We start from the raw sequence: 20,430 nt of genomic DNA, 5'->3' as shown, positions 1-20,430 counted from the left end.
CTCGCGAAAGCCACACTGCGGTTTATCAGATCAACCACGGTGATGTCATTCGCGAGCAGGCTCGCTCCCACAGAAAAGCGAAACTGGCGTCAGATCGCTTCCAGCTTGGCATACCCCAGCATCAGCCACTTGCTGCCTTCGCTGAAATTCACCTGCACCCGTGCCTGCGCGCCGGAACCTTCGAAGTTGAGGATCACGCCGTCGCCGAAGATCGAATGGCGTACTGCCTGACCCAGGCTGAAGCCGGTTTCCGGAATCTCGCTGCCGCTGAACAGGTTGCTGCCGCTCATCGACTGGTTGCCGCCAAACGGTCGGCTGACGCTGTTCGACAGACGCACTTCCTGGATCAGCCCCTTCGGCACCTCGCGGACGAAACGCGAAACCTTGTTGTAGGTCTCGCTGCCGTACAGGCGTCGGGTTTCAGCATAGGTCATCACCAGATTCTGCATGGCGCGGGTAATACCGACGTAGGCCAGACGGCGTTCCTCTTCAAGGCGCCCCGGTTCTTCCAGGCTCATCTTGTGCGGGAACAGGCCTTCTTCCATGCCCACCAGGAACACGTAAGGGAATTCCAGACCTTTGGCGCTGTGCAGGGTCATCAGTTGAATGCTGTCTTCATGCTCGTCGGCCTGCGTGTCGCCGGCTTCCAGCGACGCGTGGCCGAGGAATGCCGCCAGGGGCGTCAGCTCTTCGTCTTCTTCGGTGTTTTCGAAGTTGCGCGCGGCGCTGACCAGTTCCTCAAGGTTTTCTACCCGGGCCTGGCCTTTCTCGCCTTTTTCCGCTTCGTGATAGGCGATCAGCCCCGATTGTTCGATGACGGTCTGGGTCATCAAATGCAACGGCATCTCCATGCACTTGGCGGCGAGATTTTCGATCAGCTCGATAAACGCCCCCAGGGCGCCGGCAGCACGACCGGTCAGGCCTTTATTGGCGACCAGTTGCCGCATCGCTTCCCACATCGACACATCGCTGTGACGGGCATGGTCGCGGATCGCCTCGACGGTTTTCTCGCCAATGCCACGGGCCGGGACGTTGATGACCCGCTCCAGCGCGGCATCGTTGCCGCGACCTTCCAGCAAACGCAGGTAGGCCATGGCGTTCTTGATTTCCGCGCGCTCGAAGAAGCGCTGGCCGCCATAGATACGGTACGGAATGCGCTCGCGCAGCAAGGCTTCTTCCAAAACGCGCGATTGGGCGTTGGAGCGGTAAAGAATCGCGATGTCGCTGCGAGCCAGGCCGGTTTTCAGCGCGCTTTCGATGGTTTCGACAACATAGCGTGCTTCGTCGTGTTCGTTGAACGCGGCATACAGGTTGATCGCTTCGCCATCGCCACCGTCGGTCCACAGCTCTTTGCCGAGGCGTCCGGTGTTGTTGGCGATCAAGGCGTTGGCCGCTTTGAGGATGCCGGCGGTGGAGCGGTAGTTCTGCTCCAGGCGGATGGTCACCGAATCCGGGAAGTCGGATGAGTACTGATGAATGTTCTCGATTTTCGCCCCGCGCCAGCCGTAGATCGACTGATCGTCGTCGCCGACCACCATCAGGCTGTCACCGCCCTTGCCAAGCAGGCGCAGCCAGGCGTACTGCACGGCGTTGGTGTCCTGGAACTCGTCCACCAGAATGTGGCGGAAGCGCTTTTGATAGTGCGCCAGCAGACCCGGATGATCGCGCCACAGATCGAGGGCGCGTAGCAGCAGTTCGGAAAAATCGATGACGCCGGCGCGCTGGCAGGCCGCCTCGTAGGCTTCATAGATGCCGCGCATGGTCGCCAGGTACAAGTCGCCGCTGGCCTGAATGTGCTGTGGGCGCAGACCTTCGTCTTTCTGCCCGTTGATGAACCATTGGGCCTGACGCGCCGGCCAGCGTTGCTCGTCCAGCCCCAGCTCGCGGATCACCCGCTTGACCAGGCGTTGCTGGTCGTCGCTGTCGAGAATCTGGAAAGTCTGGCTCAACCCGGCTTCCTGCCAGTGCGCCCGCAACAGGCGGTGCGCCAGGCCGTGGAAGGTACCGACCCACATGCCGGCCGGGTTGATACCCAGCAACTGCTCGATGCGATGACGCATCTCGGCAGCGGCCTTGTTGGTGAAGGTCACCGACAGAATGGAGTGGGGCGAGGCGTTTTCCACCTGGATCAACCAGGCGATACGGTGCACCAGCACTCGGGTTTTACCGGAACCGGCACCGGCCAGGACCAACTGACGGCCAACGGGGGCTGCTACGGCCTGGCGTTGGGCATCGTTGAGGGAGTTCAGCAGAAGGGAGAGATCATCGCGCATCGGGGCATTCTAGGGTGCGCCGCAGGCCCGGGCAAACCGAGCTTTGCATTAGCCGATGAAAGCGCCGTCGATGACGACCGGTCGGTCACTGGCTACAGGCTTCGGCCCGCCTCGCTTTGCGGGTTTTGCCGGTGATCGGACGGGAAAAGTTTCCGGCAAATTATGATCTGGAGCAGTTTGGCAACGGGGGCTGCTTGTGTATGCTCCGTCCACGTTTCGGGCCCAATGCTCACTCTTATAAGAACAACAACATTGCACAAGACCCTCAGCTCAGACCTGTCGGGCCCCTCTGTGGAACCCCGGGTCATCCGCAAGCATTACGCCGTCGAAATGGCGGTCGAACGCACGCGCCTGCTGTATCAGGGCTCGCTGCTGCCGACGATGTTCATGTTGCTCAATGGTCTGGTCTGCGCCGCTTTGCTCTGGAGCCCGCAGCGCTATTTCGTGGTCAGCATCTGGCTGGTCTGGTTGTTGTCGCTGGTGGCGCTGCGGGTGATTCAGGTCGCGGCGTTCGATTCGGCGATCCCGGACCGTCAGGCCCAGCCGATCTGGTTCCGCATGTTCCTCTTAGGCTCGACCATGACCGGCCTGACGCTGGCTGGCGCCGGCATTGCACTGGTGCCCGCCGACAACTTCATGCAGCAAGCCTGGGTGTTCGGCCTGATCGGCGCCGCGACATTGTCGGCCAGCGTTGCTTATGCCGTCAGCCTGCCAGCGTTTCTGTCCTTTACCTTGCCGTGCCTGCTGCCGGCGATCGGCTACCTGTTCTGGGGCGGCGACGAACAGGCCCGCGGCTGGGGCTGGCTCGGGCTGATTCTGCTCGGCTCGCTGAGTGTGGTGGCATGGCAGGTCAATCGGTTGATCGACCGCGGCTTGCTGCGGCGTTTTCAGAACCAGCACCTGATCGAGCACCTGCAGCAGGCGCAGAACCGCAGCGAGCAGCTCAATCAGGCGCTGGCCAAGGAAATCGAACAGCGGCGCTGCGCCGAGGGCCAATTGCGTGAAGCACAGATCGAGCTGGAAGATCGCGTGGCGCAGCGCAGTCGCGAACTGGACGTAGCCAATCAGGCGTTGAGCAAAAGCGAAGCCCGTCTGGCCCTGGCGTTGAAGGCCAGTGAGCTGGGGCTGTGGGACTGGAACCTGCAAACCGACGAAGTCCATCACACGCAGATTCAGGAGTTGTTCGGCCTCGCGCCTGAATACGTCACGGCGATCCTGCGCGACCTCAAGCCACGCCTGCACCCCGAGGATGTGCCTGGACTCAAGCAGGCGCTGATCGAGCACCTGAAGGGGCGCTCCGAGGACTATCAGATCGAATACCGCGTACGGCACGGTGACGGCCATTGGGTATGGATCGAAGACCGCGGCCGCGCTGTGGAGCGCAGTGACAGTGGCCGGGTGATCCGCATGGTCGGCACCCGGCGCGACATCAGCGCGAGCAAAAGCCTTGAAGAACAGCAGCGACTGGCGGCCACGGTGTTCGAAGCGGCCAGCGAAGGTATCGTCATTCTCGACCCGAACTACGCGCTGATTGCGATCAATCAGGCGTTCAGCCGGGTCACCGGTTATGACATCGAAGACATGCTCGGGCGCAATGTCGTCGAGCTGCCGTGCAGTCGTGATGCGCGGCGACATTACGTTTCGATCCGCCACGCGCTGCAGCAGCACGGCAGCTGGCAGGGCGAACTGGTGGAAACCCGCAAGAACGGCGAGCTGTATCCGCAGTGGCTGCAACTCAATGCGGTGCGCGACAGTCGGGGAAACGTCAGTCATATCGTTGGCTTCTTCGCCGATCTTTCCGCGCGGCGCGAATCCGAAGAACGCATGCGCTACCTGACGCACTACGATGAACTCACCGGGCTGGCCAATCGTTCGCTGTTCCGCGAGCGCCTGCACGAAGCCCATCAGCGCGTGCGTCAGGGCGGCCGGCGCAGTCTGGCGCTGCTGCACATCAATCTTGATCGCTTCAAGCTGCTCAACGACAGCCTTGGTCATGAGGTCGCGGACCAACTGCTGCAGAAAATGGCCCGACGTCTGGTCAACGCGTTGCCGGAGGCCGACACCATTGCGCGACTGTCCGGTGACGAGTTCGCGGTGCTGTTCGATGCTTACGGCAACCTGTCGAGCCTGGCGCGAGTCGCCACGCGGCTGTCGAGCAAGCTGCGCCTGCCGTTGACGGTCGAAGGGCATGAGCTGGTGGTCAGTGCCTCGATGGGCATCAGCATGCTGCCGGACAACGCCCGAGAGATTGCCGCGCTGGTCAGTCAGTCGAACATGGCCATGCAACACGCCAAGCACTTGGGCGGCAACAATTTCCAGTTCTATACCGACAGCTTGCAGGCCAGCACCCTTGAGCGTCTGCAACTGGAGAACCAGTTGCGCAAAGCCATCGAAGACAAGCAGCTCAAGGTGTTCTACCAGCCGAAGCTGTGCCTGCAAACCGGGCGCCTGAATGCGGCGGAAGCGCTGGTGCGCTGGGATCATCCGACCATGGGCCGGGTGCCGCCGGGGGACTTCATCGGTCTGGCCGAGGAAACCGGACTGATCGGCCCGATCGGCGAATTCGTGCTGCGCCAGGCCTGCTGGCAGGCGTGCGAATGGCAGCGTCAGGGGCTGGCGCCGATTCGGGTATCGGTGAACCTGTCGGTGCATCAACTGCGTCAGGGCAAACTGGTCAGTCTGGTGCGCCAGGTGCTGGAGGAAACCGGGCTGGCGCCGCACTACCTCGAACTGGAACTCACCGAGAGTCAGCTGCTGGACAGCGTCGAACACATCATCGCGACCTTCCAGCAACTGCGCGATCTGGGGGTGAAGCTGGCAATCGACGATTTCGGCACCGGCTATTCGTCACTGAGTTACCTCAAGCGGATTCCGGTGGATTACGTGAAGATCGATCAGGCGTTCATTCGCGGGCTGGGGCAGGGCAGTGAGGATGCGGCGATCACCCGGGCGATCATCGCCATGGCTCACGGGCTGTCGTTGAAAGTGGTGGCCGAAGGTGTCGAGCGGCAAGAGCAGCTGGATTTTTTACGCGTCGAGTGCTGCGACGAAGTGCAGGGTTATCTGATCAGTCGTCCGGTGGAGGCCGACCGTCTGGCCGGGCTGTTGCGCGAACAGGAAAAACCACTTTAAGGGCTACATGCACTCCATCGCGCCTGATATGGGGACATGGAGTTACGCATTGAGCAGGCAAAAAGCCAATTCATGTAGTATAACTACAAGCGTGCTACATCCTTGCCCATAAGAAGAGTCCAGCCCCTTGAATCTGCTGCAACACATCGCCCAGTCACGTCACCTGTTACGCAAGTCGGAGCTCAAGGTCGCCGACCACGTGCTGCTTGACCCTGCGGCGGTGATGCACAGTTCCATGGCCGACCTGGCCCACAGCGTCGGCATCAGCGAACCGACCATCGTGCGCTTCTGCCGGGCCATTGGCTGCTCCGGGTTTCAGGATCTCAAACTCAAACTGGCGCAGAGCCTGGCCGCCGGTGCCAGCTTCGGCCAGTTCGCGATCCATGAAGACGACTCGGTCGCCGACTACAGCCTGAAAATTTTCGACACCACATTGCATACGCTGATGGAGGTTCGCGAGAAGCTCGATCCGGTGGAATTGCAGCGTGCCGTGACGCTGATGTCCCAGGCGCAGCGCGTCGAGTTCTACGGCTTTGGTGCGTCGGGCGCGGTGGCGGCGGATGCGCAGCACAAGTTCTTCCGTCTGCTGCTGACCGCTGCGGCGTATTCCGACCCGCACATGCAGGCGATGTCGGCGGTGACCTTGAAGCCGACCGATGTGGCGATCTGCATTTCTCAGTCCGGGCGCTCCAAGGATCTGCTGATCACTGCCAACCTGGTGCGCGAGAGCGGCGCTTCGCTGATCACTTTGTGCCCGAGTCAGACACCGTTGGCCGAGCTGTCGACGGTCAATCTGGCCATCGATGTACACGAAGACACCGAGATCTACACGCCGCTGACCTCGCGCATTGCGCACCTGGTGGTGATCGACGTGCTGGCGATGGGCGTGGCGATGGCGCGTGGGCCGAGTCTGGTCAATCACCTGAAGAGCGTGAAGCGCAGCCTGCGCAGCTTGCGGCTGTCCCCCAAGGCCGTGAAAGCCCTGGATGACTAAAGTCTGCTTTTGTGGCGAGGGAGCTTGCTCCCGATGGGGCGCGCAGCGGCCCTGAAAGGCCGGGCCTGCTTCGCAGTCCAGCGGGAGCAAGCTCCCTCGCCACAATGAAACGCAATCGGCAAAGTTTCATCGCACTGTCATCCCCGCGCAGCCAAACCGTCATCCCCCACGCCTATCGTGAAACTCCCGTACTCGCCTTGGGAGACTCGAAATGGCTCAGCCCTACGAAGAACGCAACAGCGCCGCGAAAACCCGTCGTCAGCAGGAAGACCAGCGCCGCATGGAATTCCGTCGCGCCATCGAAGATCGCTTCGAACTTCGTCAGTTGCAGAGCGAAATCAGCGATTTTCCCGAGGACATCGAACTCAACTACTGGCAGGCCGCACCGGCAGTTTCCCGTCGAAACGCTCAACCAGCGCGCTGATCTGCACCCGCTCGCTGCGGATAAACGCCAGGAAGGCATGCGCCACCGGTGACAGCCGTTTGGCCTTGGCTTGCACCAGACACCAGCTGCGAAACAGCGGCAACTCTTCGACCGGCAGCTCCACCAGGCCGCCGGTCGCCAGTTCCAGGTTCAGGGCATGGCGCGTCAACAGCGCCAGGCCCAGACCCGCCACGACGCATTCACGTTGAGCTTCGGCCGAGGCCACTTCCTGAGTCTGGGTGAAGTGCACGCGTTTCTCTTTGAAATACTCTTCACAAGCCAATCGCGTACCTGAGCCCGGTTCGCGGATCAGCAGCGTGTAAGGCTCAAGATCCTGCAGACGCAGCGGCCCCATGTGCGCCAGCGGATGGTCCGGGCGCGCCACGGCGACAATCGGGTTGTTCAGAAACGGCAGAAACTCCAGACCCATGTCCTGCGGCACCATCGACATGATCACCAGATCATCGCGGTTGTCCGAGAGGCGGCGAATCACCTGGCCGCGGTTGACCACAGTCAGCTGCAGGTTCACTTCCGGGTGCTGGCGCTTGAACGCGGCGAACAGGTGCGGCACGAAGTATTTGGCACTGGATTCCACCGCTAGCTTCAACTGGCCTTGCAGCGAGCCCTGCATGTCCGACAGCTGCATGTCGAGGTTTTCCAGGCGGCCGAAGATGTCCCGGCTGGCACGCTGCAGGGCTTCGGCGGCCTCGGTCATGTAGAGTTTTTTGCCGACGTAATCGAATAACGGCTGGCCGATCAGCTCTTCCAGCTGACGAATCTGTAGGCTGACGGCCGGTTGTGTTAGAGACATTTCATCGGCGGCGCGGCTGTAGGAACGTAAATCACACACTTCGTTGAAGATCTGCAATTGGCGTAATGTCATACGCATCAAGGACTTACGCATTTCTTATAGGCTCTAACGGCAGGCTGATGGTTTAACTATAAGTCTTTGCTTATGCCTGACCCAATTTTTTATTCATTTTTGTTAATCCCTTGCGAGCGCTAGTGTGGGGCTGCGACTAAATTGAAACATTTAGTCACGCGTCGACCTGGGTCTAGCAGGTCGTGGTGCCACCGGCTCAAGGGAACCTCCAAGTGATAACAAAGATCCTGATCGCCAACCGTGGTGAGATTGCCGTACGAATCGTGCGAGCCTGCGCCGAAATGGGCATTCGCTCGGTTGCGATTTTTTCCGACGCCGACCGGCATGCCTTGCATGTGAAGCGTGCGGACGAAGCCCACAGCATTGGTGCCGAGCCTCTGGCCGGTTACCTGAACCCGCGCAAGCTGGTGAACCTGGCGGTGGAAACCGGTTGCGATGCATTGCATCCCGGTTACGGCTTCCTGTCGGAAAATGCCGAGCTGGCAGACATCTGCGCCGAACGCGGAATCAAGTTCATTGGCCCGTCGGCGGAAGTCATTCGCCGCATGGGCGACAAGACTGAAGCCCGGCGCAGCATGATCAAGGCCGGCGTACCCGTCACCCCAGGCACCGAAGGCAACGTCTCCGGTATCGAAGAAGCCCTGGCCGAAGGCGACCGCATCGGTTACCCGGTGATGCTCAAGGCTACTTCTGGTGGTGGCGGGCGCGGCATCCGTCGCTGCAACAGCCGCGAAGAACTCGAACAGAATTTCCCTCGGGTGATTTCCGAAGCGACCAAGGCTTTCGGTTCGGCGGAAGTGTTCCTGGAAAAATGCATCGTCAACCCGAAACACATCGAAGCGCAGATCCTCGGCGACAGCTTCGGCAACGTCGTGCACTTGTTCGAGCGTGACTGCTCGATCCAGCGCCGCAACCAGAAGCTGATCGAGATCGCCCCGAGCCCGCAACTGACCCCGGAACAGCGCGCCTACATCGGCGACCTGTCGGTGCGCGCGGCCAAGGCTGTGGGTTACGAAAACGCCGGCACCGTGGAGTTTCTGCTCGCCGAGGGCGAGGTGTACTTCATGGAGATGAACACCCGGGTGCAGGTGGAGCACACCATCACCGAAGAAATCACCGGGATCGACATCGTCCGCGAACAGATCCGCATCGCTTCCGGCCTGCCGTTGTCGGTGAAGCAGGAAGATATTCAGCACCGTGGTTTCGCGTTGCAGTTCCGCATCAACGCCGAAGACCCGAAAAACAACTTCCTGCCGAGCTTCGGCAAGATCACGCGTTACTACGCTCCCGGCGGCCCGGGCGTGCGCACCGACACGGCGATCTATACCGGTTACACCATTCCGCCGTTCTACGATTCGATGTGCCTGAAACTGGTGGTCTGGGCGCTGACCTGGGAAGAGGCGATGGACCGTGGCCTGCGCGCGCTGGACGACATGCGCCTGCAAGGCGTGAAGACCACCGCCGCGTACTATCAGGAAATCCTGCGCAATCCGGAATTCCGTAGCGGCCAGTTCAATACCAGCTTCGTTGAAAGCCACCCTGAACTGACCAACTACTCGATCAAGCGCAAACCCGAAGAGCTGGCCCTGGCCATCGCCGCCGCCATCGCCGCCCACGCAGGCCTGTGAGGAATATAAGAATGAGCAAGAAGATCTTTGTCACCGACACCATCCTGCGCGACGCTCACCAATCGCTGCTCGCCACCCGTATGCGCACCGAAGACATGCTGCCGATCTGCGACAAGCTCGATAAGGTCGGTTATTGGTCACTGGAGTGCTGGGGCGGCGCGACGTTCGACGCCTGCGTACGCTTTCTGAAAGAAGACCCGTGGGAGCGCCTGCGTCAACTGCGTGCCGCGCTGCCCAACACCCGCCTGCAAATGCTTCTGCGCGGGCAGAACCTGCTCGGCTACCGCCACTACAGCGATGACGTGGTCAAAGCCTTCGTCGCCAAGGCCGCAGTCAATGGCATCGACGTATTCCGTATCTTCGACGCAATGAACGATGTGCGTAACCTGCGCGTGGCCATCGAAGCGGTGAAAGCTGCCGGCAAACATGCGCAAGGCACTATCGCCTACACCACCAGCCCGGTGCACACCATCGACGCGTTCGTGGCGCAGGCCAAGCAGATGGAAGCCATGGGTTGCGACTCGGTGGCGATCAAGGACATGGCCGGTCTGCTGACCCCGTACGCCACCGGTGAACTGGTCCGCGCCTTGAAGGCCGAGCAGTCGCTGCCAGTGTTCATCCACTCGCATGACACGGCTGGTCTGGCGGCGATGTGCCAATTGAAAGCCATTGAAAACGGCGCCGATCACATCGATACCGCGATCTCCAGCTTCGCCTCGGGCACCAGTCATCCGGGCACCGAGTCGATGGTTGCTGCGCTCAAAGGCACCGAATACGACACCGGTCTGAACCTCGAGCTGCTGCAGGAAATCGGTCTGTACTTCTACGCCGTGCGCAAGAAGTACCACCAGTTCGAAAGCGAATTCACCGCAGTCGATACCCGTGTGCAAGTCAACCAGGTGCCGGGCGGGATGATCTCCAACCTTGCCAACCAGTTGAAAGAGCAGGGCGCGCTGAACCGCATGGCCGAAGTGCTGGCGGAAATCCCGCGGGTGCGTGAAGACCTTGGTTTCCCGCCGCTGGTGACTCCGACGTCGCAGATCGTCGGCACTCAGGCGTTCTTCAACGTGCTGGCTGGCGAGCGCTACAAGACCATCACCAATGAAGTGAAGTTGTACCTGCAAGGTGGTTACGGCAAGGCGCCAGGCGTGGTCAACGAGAAGTTGCGTCGTCAGGCCATCGGCAGTGAAGAGGTGATCGACGTACGTCCGGCGGATCTGCTCAAGCCGGAAATGACCAAACTGCGTGCCGACATCGGTGCGCTGGCCAAGTCCGAAGAAGACGTGCTGACCTTCGCCATGTTCCCGGACATCGGGCGCAAGTTCCTCGAAGAACGTGCCGCCGGCACCCTGGTTCCAGAAGTGCTGTTGCCGATCCCTGAGGCCGGTGGTGTGGCGAAGGCTGGCGGCGAAGGCGTGCCGACCGAGTTTGTCATCGACGTCCACGGCGAAACCTACCGCGTCGACATCACCGGTGTCGGTGTGAAGGCCGAAGGCAAGCGTCACTTCTACCTGTCCATCGACGGCATGCCGGAAGAAGTGGTGTTCGAACCGCTCAACGAATTCGTCGGCGGTGGCAGCAGCAAACGCAAGCAGGCGTCGGCACCGGGCCATGTCAGCACCACCATGCCAGGCAACATCGTCGATGTGCTGGTCAAGGAGGGCGACACCGTCAAGGCTGGCCAGGCTGTATTGATCACCGAAGCGATGAAGATGGAAACCGAAGTCCAGGCAGCGATTGCCGGCAAGGTCACCGCCATTCATGTGGCCAAGGGCGACCGGGTCAACCCGGGCGAAATCCTGATCGAGATCGAAGGCTGAGATAACCGCCGCGATCCAACGCTTTAAACCTCGGGGGGGCATGTGCTCCCCTTTTTTTTTCGCCTGCAATATGCCGTTATCTGTAGGCGCTGCCGCAGGCGGCGATCTTTTGACTTTGCTCTTGGAGATCAAAAGATCGCAGCCTTCGGCAGCTCCTACAGGGGGAGCAGATTATTCCGCGGGCGGTGTCAGCTTGGCTTCCATCTCGGCAACTTTCGCTTCGAGGCTCTCGAGGCGAGCGCGAGTGCGAGCCAGGACGACCATCTGGCTATCGAATTCTTCACGGCTCACCAGATCCAGTTTGCTGAAAGCACTTTGCAGCAGCATCTTGAACTGGCTTTCGATTTCGGCTTTTGGCAGCGGGGTGTCGCCGCTGAACAGGCGGGAGGCAGTGCCGCTCAGGGCGTCGAGGAAGTCTTTGGGCGCGAGCATGGGATGTGTCCTGTAAACAGTGGTGCGCAGTGTATCACGCAGTGTCTATAGTCATTGACGCAGGCACGGATGCACGCTTTTCGCGCAAGCGGACGGACGGCAACGCACCGTTGTTGTGCGTAACCGTCGGGCGTTTTTCGTGCAAACGCCTGTGGCAGCGGCCAAAGGATTGAAATCAGAGGAATTTGGCGAGATGGCAAGCTTTCTGCTTAGTCGGTAGTGACCCATGCACTGATGCAGTCGCTGTGACGAATGCAGTGCGGCAGGCGGAGCGGGGAGTTTCGCCGGCAGCGGTTAGCTGGCGTCAGTCGGGCAGGCAAGGCCGACGATGCGTTACAAAGCCAGGCACTGCGCTTAGACTTGAGTCGGGTTTGTTTTCCTGGGGCAAGTCCACCAATTCGGGAGAGAGTTTCATGAAGCTAGTCACTGCCATCATCAAGCCGTTCAAGTTGGACGACGTGCGCGAGTCGCTGTCCGAAATCGGCGTGCAGGGCATTACCGTTACTGAAGTCAAAGGCTTCGGCCGGCAGAAGGGTCACACCGAGCTGTATCGCGGCGCGGAATATGTGGTCGATTTTCTGCCCAAGGTGAAAATCGACGTGGCCATCGACGACAAGGATCTGGATCGGGTTATCGAGGCGATAACCAAAGCGGCCAACACCGGCAAGATCGGTGACGGCAAGATCTTCGTGGTCAATCTGGAACAGGCGATTCGCATCCGTACCGGCGAAACCGATACCGACGCGATCTAAGCGCCGCCACAAACCCAACGCCCCAGGAGAAAACAATATGACTCTGCGTAAATTCGCAGGGCTAGGAGCCCTGTTGTCCATCGTAATGCCCGGCCTTGCAATGGCGGCAGACGAAGTGGCGGCCCCGGTCCTCAATTCCGGCGATACCGCCTGGATGCTCACCTCGACAGCCCTCGTGCTGTTCATGACCATCCCGGGCCTGGCGCTGTTCTACGGCGGCATGGTCCGCTCGAAAAACATTCTTTCCGTGATGATGCAATGCTTCGCCATTACCGGTCTGATCAGCATCCTGTGGGTCATTTATGGCTACAGCATTGCGTTCGACACCACCGGCATGGAGCAGGGCGTCGTCAACTTCAACTCGTTCTTCGGCGGCATGGGCAAGGCGTTCCTCGCCGGTGTCACGCCTTCGAGCCTGACCGGCCCGGCGGCGCTGTTCCCTGAGGCGGTGTTCATCACCTTCCAGATGACCTTCGCGATCATTACCCCGGCGCTGATCGTCGGTGCGTTCGCCGAGCGGATGAAGTTTTCCGCGATGCTGATCTTCATGGGCATCTGGTTCACCCTGGTCTATGCACCGATCGCGCACATGGTCTGGTCCGGTAACGGCGGCCTGATGTGGGACTGGGGTGTACTCGACTTCGCGGGGGGCACGGTGGTGCACATCAACGCCGGTGTGGCCGGTCTGATCGCCTGCCTGGTATTGGGCAAGCGTAAAGGCTTCCCGACTACCCCGATGGCGCCGCACAACCTCGGTTACACCCTGATGGGGGCAGCGATGCTGTGGGTCGGCTGGTTCGGTTTCAACGCCGGTTCCGCTGCAGCGGCCAACGGCACTGCCGGCATGGCGATGCTGGTTACTCAGATTGCAACCGCTGCGGCTGCGCTGGGCTGGATGTTTGCCGAGTGGATCACCCACGGCAAGCCAAGTGCACTGGGCATCGCCTCGGGTGTGGTTGCCGGTCTGGTGGCAATCACCCCGGCGGCTGGCACCGTGGGCCCGATGGGCGCACTGGTGATCGGTCTGGCAGCGGGTGTGGTGTGCTTCTTCTGCGCCACCACCCTGAAACGCAAGCTTGGTTATGACGACTCCCTGGACGCATTCGGCGTGCACGGTATCGGCGGTATCCTCGGTGCGATCCTGACCGGTGTATTCGCTGCACCGTCGCTGGGCGGCTTCGGCACCGTGACCGACATCGCGGCGCAAGTGTGGATTCAGTGCAAAGGCGTCGGCTTCACAGTGATCTACACCGCGATTGTCACCTTCATCATCCTCAAGGTGCTGGACGCCGTGATGGGTCTGCGTGTGACCGAGGAAGAAGAATCGGTTGGCCTGGACCTGGCACAACACAACGAACGCGGCTACAACCTGTAAGTACGCGCATCGAAAAAACTTGCCCGGCTTGCCGGGCATTTTTTTGTCCGGGATTTGTCATTGAGAGAGCAACTGAAAGGATTTTTTCGTACGGCTTTCGTCGTGTTTTACGATGGGCATTTTTTCTGCGGCCAATGGCTTACATCATTGCAGGAATATTAGGGCCTTTGTTTTTTTCCCAGAGCGCGCTAGAATGCGCCCCGAACGTGCGGAGAACTGTATGTGGCAACAGACTCTGATAACCCTGCGGGCACGGCCCCGGGGCTTTCATCTGGTAACGGACGAGTTACTCGCCGGCCTGCCTGAACTCAAGGCGTGCCGGGTCGGTCTGTTGCATTTGTGGCTGCAGCATACCTCGGCGTCGTTGACCATCAACGAGAACGCCGATCCGGCGGTCCGTCGCGACTTCGAACGATTTTTCAATCGTCTGATCCCACAAGGAACAGACGGCTATGAGCATAACGACGAAGGCCTGGACGACCTCCCGGCGCACTTCAAGGCCAGCGTGCTTGGCTGCCAGATCAGTCTGCCGGTATCGGCGGGACGTCTGGCTCTGGGAACCTGGCAAGGCGTTTATCTGGGCGAGCACCGTGATCATGGCGGTGCCCGTAAAGTCCTCGCCACCTTGCACGGTGAAGGGGCGTAAACCGCTGGTCACCAGCGGTTACCGATTTTTTTCCGGCGACTTTCGACAGTCGCCAAAGCTGGTCTATAACTAATCTGCTTTTCGCAAGTCATGAGGTAGAACATGAGCGACGATGATCTGGAAAACGACGACCTCGAAGTAGGCGACGAAGACGAGGCCGAGGACGGTCTGGAAGCAGCAGCGGAAGACGTTGCTGAAGACGATGTCGGTGACGATACGCCGGCCCCGGCTGCCAAAGGCAAAGCCAAGGCTGCGGTGTCGGTAGACGAGTTGCCGAGCATCGAAGCCAAGAACAAGGAGCGCGACGCCCTGGCCAAGGCCATGGAAGAATTCCTTGCGCGCGGCGGCAAGGTGCAGGAAGTGGAGGCCAACGTGGTCGCCGATCCGCCCAAGAAGCCGGACAACAAGTACGGCAGCCGCCCTATCTGAGGCGTGCCGCTTGCTTGCTGAAAAAGCCCGCCGTCGCTGCGGGCTTTTTCATGCCTGGAACAAATACTCCAGACTCGCCGCGATCCCTTGCAGGGGTGAGCCTTGTGGGGAGGGGATTTATCCCCGATGGGTCGCGAAGCGGCCCCTGATGCAGCACGCCCCACAGTCCTGACACACCGCGCAAGATGACTTCACGGCTGCTGCGCAACCGATCGGGGATAAATCCCCTCGCCACAAAAAAGCGGTTGTGTGTCAGCAGACGGTGGCATTCCAACGTGCGAGAACGGCCGGCAAATCAGTCAGGCTACGAATCTCGGCATCCGGCAGCCGCTCCGCTTCCCAGACCTTGCCCGCCGGGTTGAACCAGATCGCGCGCATGCCCGCCTGCTGCGCCCCGGCAATGTCGTCGCCCGGATGATCGCCAATGTGCACGGCTGCTTCCGCACTCACGCCACCGCGCTGCAACGCCTCGTGGAACAGCCGCACATCCGGCTTGGCGATACCGATGTCTTCGGCGCACAACGCAAACTTGAAGTAATCGGCGAGCCCGAGGCGGCGTACGTCGGCATTGCCATTAGTGACCACGCCGAGAGCGTAGTGGTTGGCGAGGATTTCCAGGGTGGGTTCGACCTCGGGAAATACCGAGATCTGGTGCCGTGCCTGCAGGAACACTTCAAAACTTTTGTCGGCCAGATCCGAAGCCTCGCCGTGGGCGTACCCGGCGTCTTCCAGTGCGTGGAACAGCACCCGCCGGCGCAGCGCGCTGATGCGGTGCTTGAGGCCCGGTTCGCGGGTCAGCACCCGCTCGCGAATCGCCCACAGATGCTCCACCGGCACCGCGCCCAGGTTCGGTGCGTGTTCGCTCAGCCATTCGCGCAATACCGCTTCGGCGCTGACGATCACCGGGGCGGTGTCCCACAGGGTGTCGTCGAGGTCGAAGGTGATCAACTGGATGTTCATGAATCGTCGCCTTTGCTGCGTTTGGCCCGGGGGTGGGCGCTGTCGTAGACCGCCGCCAGGTGCTGGAAGTCCAGGTGGGTGTAGATCTGCGTGGTCTTGATGTCCGAGTGGCCGAGCAGTTCCTGCACCGCGCGCAGGTCCTGCGAGGATTCCAGCAAGTGGCTGGCGAAGGAGTGCCGCAGCATGTGCGGGTGCAGGTTCTGCCCCAGTTCACGTTCGCCGGCCAGTTTCACTCGCACCTGAATCGCCCGAGGGCCGAGGCGCCGGCCTTGCTGGCTGACGAACACAGCGTCGTCGGCCGGGTTGGTCATGGCCCGCAGCGGCAGCCATTGCTCCAGTGCTTCGCGAGCCTTTTTGCCGATCGGCAGCAGGCGGGTCTTGCTGCCCTTGCCGAGCACCTGAACCATGCCGTCGTCCAGATCCAGCTGATCTAGGTTGAGCCCGGTCAGTTCGGACAGGCGCAGGCCCGAGGAGTAGAACAGTTCGAGAATCGCTTGATCGCGACGGGCGAGAAAATCGTCCTCGACCGCACCTTCCAGCAGTTGCAGCGCACGGTCGGTGTCGAGGGTTTTCGGCAAGCGCCGTTCGCCTTTCGGCGGCGCCAGGCCGGTGGCCGGGTCGTGGTCGCACAGGCCTTCGCGATTCAGATAGTGATAGAGCCCGCGCACCGCCGAGAGCAGGCGGGCAAGGCTGCGCGAGGATTGGCCCTGGGCATGCAACCGGGCAATCAGGCTGCGCAGGCGCTGAATATCCAGCGCCGCCCAACTGCCGATGTTCTGCTTGATGCACCAGGCGAGGACTTTATCGAGGTCGCGGCGGTAGGCCGACAGGGTGTGCGGCGACACCTGTCGCTCACTGCGCAGGTGTTCGCAGTAAGCGTCCAGTTGTCGTTCCATGCTCAGCGTACCGAGCGCAGTGAGCTGTTGACCCGTGGCAGCACGCGGCCCATGACTTCGGCGATGTAGCTGAGAAACAGCGTGCCGACCGAACTCTTGTAGTGCTGCGGATCGCGGCTGGCGATGGCCAGAATACCGTGGATGCCTTGGTGGCTGACGGCGACCACGGCGGTGGAGCCGATCTGCTTGCGCTGTTCTTCGCCGAACAGGAAGTCCAACTCATGCTCACGCAGGCTGCCGCTGACGCTTTTGCCTTCGGTGAGCAGGCCGCCGATGGCGGTTTGCGCGTCGGCGTGGGTCACCCAGCGGCCAACCGAGGCCGGATTGTCGCCGAGCAGGATCAGGCTGACAAAAGGCACCTGAAAGTCCTGACGCAGACTGTCTTCGACACTGATCACCACGTCTTCGAGGCTGGCGGCGTCCATCAGCGACAGGATCAGGCGGCGGGTTTTGTCGAACAGTCGGTCGTTGTCGCGTGCGACGTCCATCAAATGCGAGAGGCGATGACGCATCTCGATGTTGCGGTCGCGCAAAATGCTCATCTGCCGTTCGACCAGCGATACGGTGTCACCGCGCTGGTGGGGAATGCGCAGGGCGGGCAGCAGTTCTTCGTGCTCGACGAAGAAGTCCGGATGAGCCTCCAGGTATGCGGCAACCGCTGCCGCCTCCAGGCTCTCGGACGCTGATTCGTCGGACTGTCGGGCGGGTACCTGAGGCTTATCGGTCATGGCTTCTGCTCACTCAAAGACGCACTTGTCCTTCGTATACACGCACTGCCGGGCCGGTCATCAGCACTGGCTGGCCAGGGCCTGCCCATTCAATGGACAGACGCCCGCCGGGCAGGTCGATCAACAGCGGCGAATCCATCCACCCCTGGCTGATAGCCGCGACAGCCGCGGCACAAGCGCCGGTACCGCAGGCCTGGGTCTCCCCGGCGCCGCGTTCCCAGACGCGCAATTGCGCGCGGTGGCGGTCGATGACCTGGATGAAACCGACGTTGACCCGCGCCGGAAAGCGCGGATGGTGTTCGATTTTCGGTCCCAGTTCATGCACCGGTGCGGTATTGATGTCCTGCACGCGCAGCACCGCATGGGGGTTACCCATCGACACGGCGGCCAGTTCGACCGTGGTGCCGTCGACTTCCAGCTGATAGCTGGACGCCTGCGCCGGTGCGTCGAACGGAATGTCCGCCGGCACCAGGCGTGGTGCGCCCATGTTCACGCCGATCTGGCCGTCGTTACGCACATCCAGCTCGATGATGCCGCCCTTGGTCTCGACGCGAATCTGCCGTTTGGCGGTCAGGCGTTTGTCGAGCACGAAGCGCGCGAAGCAGCGCGCACCGTTGCCGCACTGTTCCACTTCCGAGCCATCGGAGTTGAAGATCCGGTAACGGAAATCCACGTCCGGATTGCTCGGCGCTTCGACAATCAGCAACTGGTCGAAACCGATACCGGTGTGCCGGTCGCCCCATTGCTTGGCGTGCTTGGGCTGAATATGCGCGTGCTGGCTGACCAGGTCGAGAACCATGAAGTCATTGCCCAGGCCGTGCATTTTGGTAAAACGCAGCAGCATGGGTTACTCCGGCAGCAGGCTTTCGCCGGCAAACAGCTCAGCCACGGTTTCGCGGCGGCGCACTTCAAAAACCTGATCACCGTCTACCAGCACTTCAGCGGCACGGCCGCGGGTGTTGTAGTTGGAACTCATCACAAAGCCATAGGCACCGGCCGAATGCACGGCCAGCAGGTCGCCTTCTTCCAGCGCCAGCTCACGATCCTTGGCGAGGAAATCGCCGGTTTCGCAGATCGGGCCAACCACGTCGTACTGGCGCGCGGCGCTGTCACGCGGCTTGACGGCGGTGACGTCCATCCAGGCCTGATACAGCGCCGGGCGGATCAGATCGTTCATCGCCGCGTCGACGATGGCGAAATCCTTGTGTTCGGTGTGCTTGAGGTATTCGACCTGGGTCAGCAGCACGCCGGCGTTGGCGACGATAAAGCGGCCCGGCTCGAACACCAGCGCCAGGTCACGACCGTTCAGACGCTCACGCACAGCCTTGATGTAATCGCCGGCCAGTGGCGGCTCTTCATCGCGATAACGCACGCCCAGGCCACCACCGAGATCGATGTGGCGCAGGTGAATGCCGCAATCGCCGAGGCGGTCGACGAGGTCCAGCAGACGGTCGAGGGCATCGAGGAACGGCGGCAAGGTGGTCAGTTGCGAGCCGATGTGGCAATCGACACCGATCACTTCCAGGTTCGGCAGGTGCGCGGCACGCACGTACACATCTTCGGCGTCGGCGATCGCGATGCCGAACTTGTTCTCTTTGAGACCGGTGGAAATGTACGGGTGGGTGCCGGCATCGACGTCCGGGTTGACGCGCAACGAGATCGGCGCGCGAACGCCCAGCTCGGCGGCCACCACTTGCAGGCGCTCCAGCTCGTCGGTGGATTCGACGTTGAAGCAGTGCACGCCGACTTCCAGCGCGCGACGCATGTCGTCACGGGTCTTGCCGACGCCGGAGAAGACGATCTTGTCGGCACTGCCGCCAGCGGCCAGCACACGCTCCAGTTCGCCACGGGAAACGATGTCGAAACCGGCGCCGAGACGGGCCAGGACATTCAGCACGCCGAGGTTGGAGTTGGCCTTGACCGCGTAGCAGACCAGGTGCGGCATGCCGGCCAGCGCATCGGCGTAGGCCAGATACTGGGCTTCGATGTGCGCACGCGAGTAGACATAGGTGGGCGTGCCGAAGCGGTCGGCGATGGCGGACAGCGCCACACCTTCCGCGAACAGCTCCCCGCCACGGTAGTTAAAAGCGTCCATGGCGATCCCTTATTGGTAAACGTCGTGCTTGTGTGCTTTGGACGGCTGCTTTTGCGAAGACTGGGCTTGCTCGGCCGGGTCCTGATCGTCATCCGGCAGGTACAGCGGGCCTTTTTGACCACAGGCCGAAACGAGGCAGGCAACCGCGACGAGCGCAGCAAGGGAAGAGATCAGGCGCTTCATGGCGAAATCCTTGAAAATGCGTTAATTGCGCCGGAGTATACCGGCCACCCGGCAGCTTGCCTATGCGAGGGGGTTCCCGTCCGGCGGGGCTCTCTGGATACTGGCAATTCCTGCGGGAGCGCTGGATGGGAAATGGTGCTTGGTCGTTAATCTTTGCAATCGGCCGGCAGCGTCCGTATCTTGCGGCGCTTGAGCCTGACCCGACATTTTTTGAGGTTGCCACAATGAGTTTGTCCGAAGCGCGTTTCCACGATCTGGTCGATGCCACCCAGCAGGCGTTGGAAGAGTTGCTGGAGGATCATGCCGACGATATCGAGATCACGGCCGGCATGATGACCATCAAGTTCGATAACGGCAGCCAGTTGATCATCAGTCGCCAGGAGCCGCTGCGTCAGCTGTGGCTGGCGGCGCGTTCCGGTGGATTCCATTTCGACTACGATGAAGAGTCGGGCAAATGGAGCTGCGAGAAGTCTGAAGAACTGCTCGGTGAAGTTCTGGCTCGTTGCGTTCAGGACCAGACCGGCCTCGAGCTGGACTTCGAAGAGATCTGATCGTGACCGAGGTTGCCCCGCGCCCACCCAAACCGCTCTACAGCAACGTCAGCCCAGCGGTGCCGTCACCGTGCAGCGGCGTGTGCCGGCTGGATGAGCAGAAGGTTTGCCTTGGCTGCTTCCGCCATGTCGAAGACATTCGTGAATGGCGTTCGGCGGACGATCAACGCCGCCGGGTGATTGTTGCCCAGGCCGCCAGGCGCAGAACCACCTCCCTGTAGGAGCTGCC

At 61.2% G+C, this 20,430-nt stretch carries 20 protein-coding genes; 11 read left to right on the top strand and 9 right to left on the bottom strand.

From position 1 onward, the window contains the following. Positions 1-89 precede the first annotated feature (89 nt). Complete coding sequence (gene uvrD, locus HT737_RS15280; protein ID WP_041073860.1) at positions 90-2,273, bottom strand: DNA helicase II; 2,184 nt, start codon at positions 2,271-2,273, stop codon at positions 90-92. Between the two features lie 225 nt (positions 2,274-2,498). On the opposite strand from uvrD, the gene HT737_RS15275 reads away from it, so the two are divergent. The 3 genes from HT737_RS15275 to HT737_RS15265 all read left to right on the top strand — a co-directional run bounded on the left by HT737_RS15275 (position 2,499) and on the right by HT737_RS15265 (position 6,823). Further along, entirely contained in the window at positions 2,499-5,405 is a 2,907-nt protein-coding gene (locus tag HT737_RS15275; RefSeq protein ID WP_182403113.1) for a GGDEF domain-containing phosphodiesterase, read from the top strand. A 127-nt stretch (positions 5,406-5,532) separates the two neighbouring features. Next, positions 5,533-6,399, top strand: a complete 867-nt coding sequence (gene hexR / locus HT737_RS15270; RefSeq protein ID WP_007962240.1) for a transcriptional regulator HexR — start codon at positions 5,533-5,535, stop codon at positions 6,397-6,399. A gap of 211 nt (positions 6,400-6,610) precedes the next feature. Next, a complete protein-coding gene (locus HT737_RS15265) occupies positions 6,611-6,823 on the top strand; it encodes a PA3496 family putative envelope integrity protein (RefSeq protein ID WP_121182817.1) in 213 nt (70 codons plus the stop codon). On the opposite strand, the gene HT737_RS15260 is transcribed toward HT737_RS15265, so the two are convergent. After that, a complete protein-coding gene (locus HT737_RS15260; RefSeq protein ID WP_041073865.1) occupies positions 6,765-7,727 on the bottom strand; it encodes a LysR family transcriptional regulator in 963 nt (320 codons plus the stop codon). The genes HT737_RS15265 and HT737_RS15260 overlap by 59 nt on opposite strands. Positions 7,728-7,918: 191 nt before the next feature. On the opposite strand from HT737_RS15260, the gene HT737_RS15255 reads away from it, so the two are divergent. Both HT737_RS15255 and oadA read left to right on the top strand, forming a co-directional pair. After that, positions 7,919-9,334 (top strand): acetyl-CoA carboxylase biotin carboxylase subunit, encoded by a 1,416-nt coding sequence (locus tag HT737_RS15255; protein ID WP_041073867.1) that lies wholly within the window; start codon positions 7,919-7,921, stop codon positions 9,332-9,334. An 11-nt stretch (positions 9,335-9,345) separates the two neighbouring features. Then, positions 9,346-11,154: a sodium-extruding oxaloacetate decarboxylase subunit alpha gene (oadA, locus tag HT737_RS15250; protein ID WP_007962245.1), complete on the top strand. Its 1,809-nt coding sequence runs from the start codon at positions 9,346-9,348 to the stop codon at positions 11,152-11,154. A gap of 171 nt (positions 11,155-11,325) precedes the next feature. On the opposite strand, the gene HT737_RS15245 is transcribed toward oadA, so the two are convergent. After that, positions 11,326-11,586 (bottom strand): accessory factor UbiK family protein, encoded by a 261-nt coding sequence (locus HT737_RS15245; RefSeq protein ID WP_007920416.1) that lies wholly within the window; start codon positions 11,584-11,586, stop codon positions 11,326-11,328. A 413-nt stretch (positions 11,587-11,999) separates the two neighbouring features. Here HT737_RS15245 and glnK point away from each other — a divergent pair, with 413 nt between their 5' ends. The 4 genes from glnK (at position 12,000) to sutA (ending at position 14,788) form a co-directional block, all read left to right on the top strand. Next, on the top strand, positions 12,000-12,338 hold the full coding sequence (gene glnK / locus HT737_RS15240; RefSeq protein ID WP_002555808.1) for a P-II family nitrogen regulator: 339 nt from the start codon (positions 12,000-12,002) through the stop codon (positions 12,336-12,338). A 37-nt stretch (positions 12,339-12,375) separates the two neighbouring features. Beyond that, complete coding sequence (locus HT737_RS15235) at positions 12,376-13,713, top strand: ammonium transporter (protein WP_027610437.1); 1,338 nt, start codon at positions 12,376-12,378, stop codon at positions 13,711-13,713. A 220-nt stretch (positions 13,714-13,933) separates the two neighbouring features. After that, a complete protein-coding gene (locus tag HT737_RS15230; protein WP_003229414.1) occupies positions 13,934-14,359 on the top strand; it encodes a secondary thiamine-phosphate synthase enzyme YjbQ in 426 nt (141 codons plus the stop codon). Between the two features lie 102 nt (positions 14,360-14,461). Next, complete coding sequence (gene sutA, locus HT737_RS15225; RefSeq protein WP_182403111.1) at positions 14,462-14,788, top strand: transcriptional regulator SutA; 327 nt, start codon at positions 14,462-14,464, stop codon at positions 14,786-14,788. Between the two features lie 252 nt (positions 14,789-15,040). Here sutA and HT737_RS15220 read toward each other — a convergent pair whose 3' ends face one another. Genes HT737_RS15220 through HT737_RS15195 form a run of 6 tightly spaced genes read right to left on the bottom strand, consistent with a single transcriptional unit; the run spans position 15,041 to position 19,650 of the window. Beyond that, positions 15,041-15,748, bottom strand: a complete 708-nt coding sequence (locus tag HT737_RS15220; protein WP_182403109.1) for an HAD family hydrolase — start codon at positions 15,746-15,748, stop codon at positions 15,041-15,043. Then, entirely contained in the window at positions 15,745-16,644 is a 900-nt protein-coding gene (gene xerC, locus HT737_RS15215; protein ID WP_182403107.1) for a tyrosine recombinase XerC, read from the bottom strand. Before xerC ends, HT737_RS15220 begins: the two co-directional genes overlap by 4 nt. Before the next feature lie 2 nt (positions 16,645-16,646). Next, positions 16,647-17,372 carry a DUF484 family protein gene (locus HT737_RS15210; protein ID WP_041071987.1) on the bottom strand — a complete coding sequence of 242 codons (726 nt, stop codon included), beginning with the start codon at positions 17,370-17,372 and terminating at the stop codon, positions 16,647-16,649. Positions 17,373-17,385: 13 nt separating this feature from the next. Next, entirely contained in the window at positions 17,386-18,216 is an 831-nt protein-coding gene (gene dapF / locus HT737_RS15205; protein ID WP_095668029.1) for a diaminopimelate epimerase, read from the bottom strand. Positions 18,217-18,219: 3 nt separating this feature from the next. Then, positions 18,220-19,467 (bottom strand): diaminopimelate decarboxylase, encoded by a 1,248-nt coding sequence (lysA, locus tag HT737_RS15200; RefSeq protein ID WP_086792394.1) that lies wholly within the window; start codon positions 19,465-19,467, stop codon positions 18,220-18,222. Positions 19,468-19,476: 9 nt separating this feature from the next. Next, complete coding sequence (locus HT737_RS15195) at positions 19,477-19,650, bottom strand: lipoprotein (RefSeq protein ID WP_007911098.1); 174 nt, start codon at positions 19,648-19,650, stop codon at positions 19,477-19,479. A 224-nt stretch (positions 19,651-19,874) separates the two neighbouring features. Here HT737_RS15195 and cyaY point away from each other — a divergent pair, with 224 nt between their 5' ends. Both cyaY and HT737_RS15185 read left to right on the top strand, forming a co-directional pair. Further along, a complete protein-coding gene (gene cyaY, locus HT737_RS15190) occupies positions 19,875-20,201 on the top strand; it encodes an iron donor protein CyaY (RefSeq protein ID WP_041071991.1) in 327 nt (108 codons plus the stop codon). 2 nt (positions 20,202-20,203) lie between these two features. Next, positions 20,204-20,422: a DUF1289 domain-containing protein gene (locus HT737_RS15185; RefSeq protein WP_047297259.1), complete on the top strand. Its 219-nt coding sequence runs from the start codon at positions 20,204-20,206 to the stop codon at positions 20,420-20,422. Positions 20,423-20,430: the final 8 nt, after the last annotated feature.

It is taken from the genome of Pseudomonas sp. MD195_PC81_125, from assembly GCF_014060985.1.
Taxonomy (GTDB): Bacteria; Pseudomonadota; Gammaproteobacteria; order Pseudomonadales; family Pseudomonadaceae; genus Aquipseudomonas; species Aquipseudomonas parakoreensis.
The sequence above is the reverse complement of the archived record's forward strand: the minus strand, read 5'-3'. Positions and strand labels throughout refer to the sequence as shown.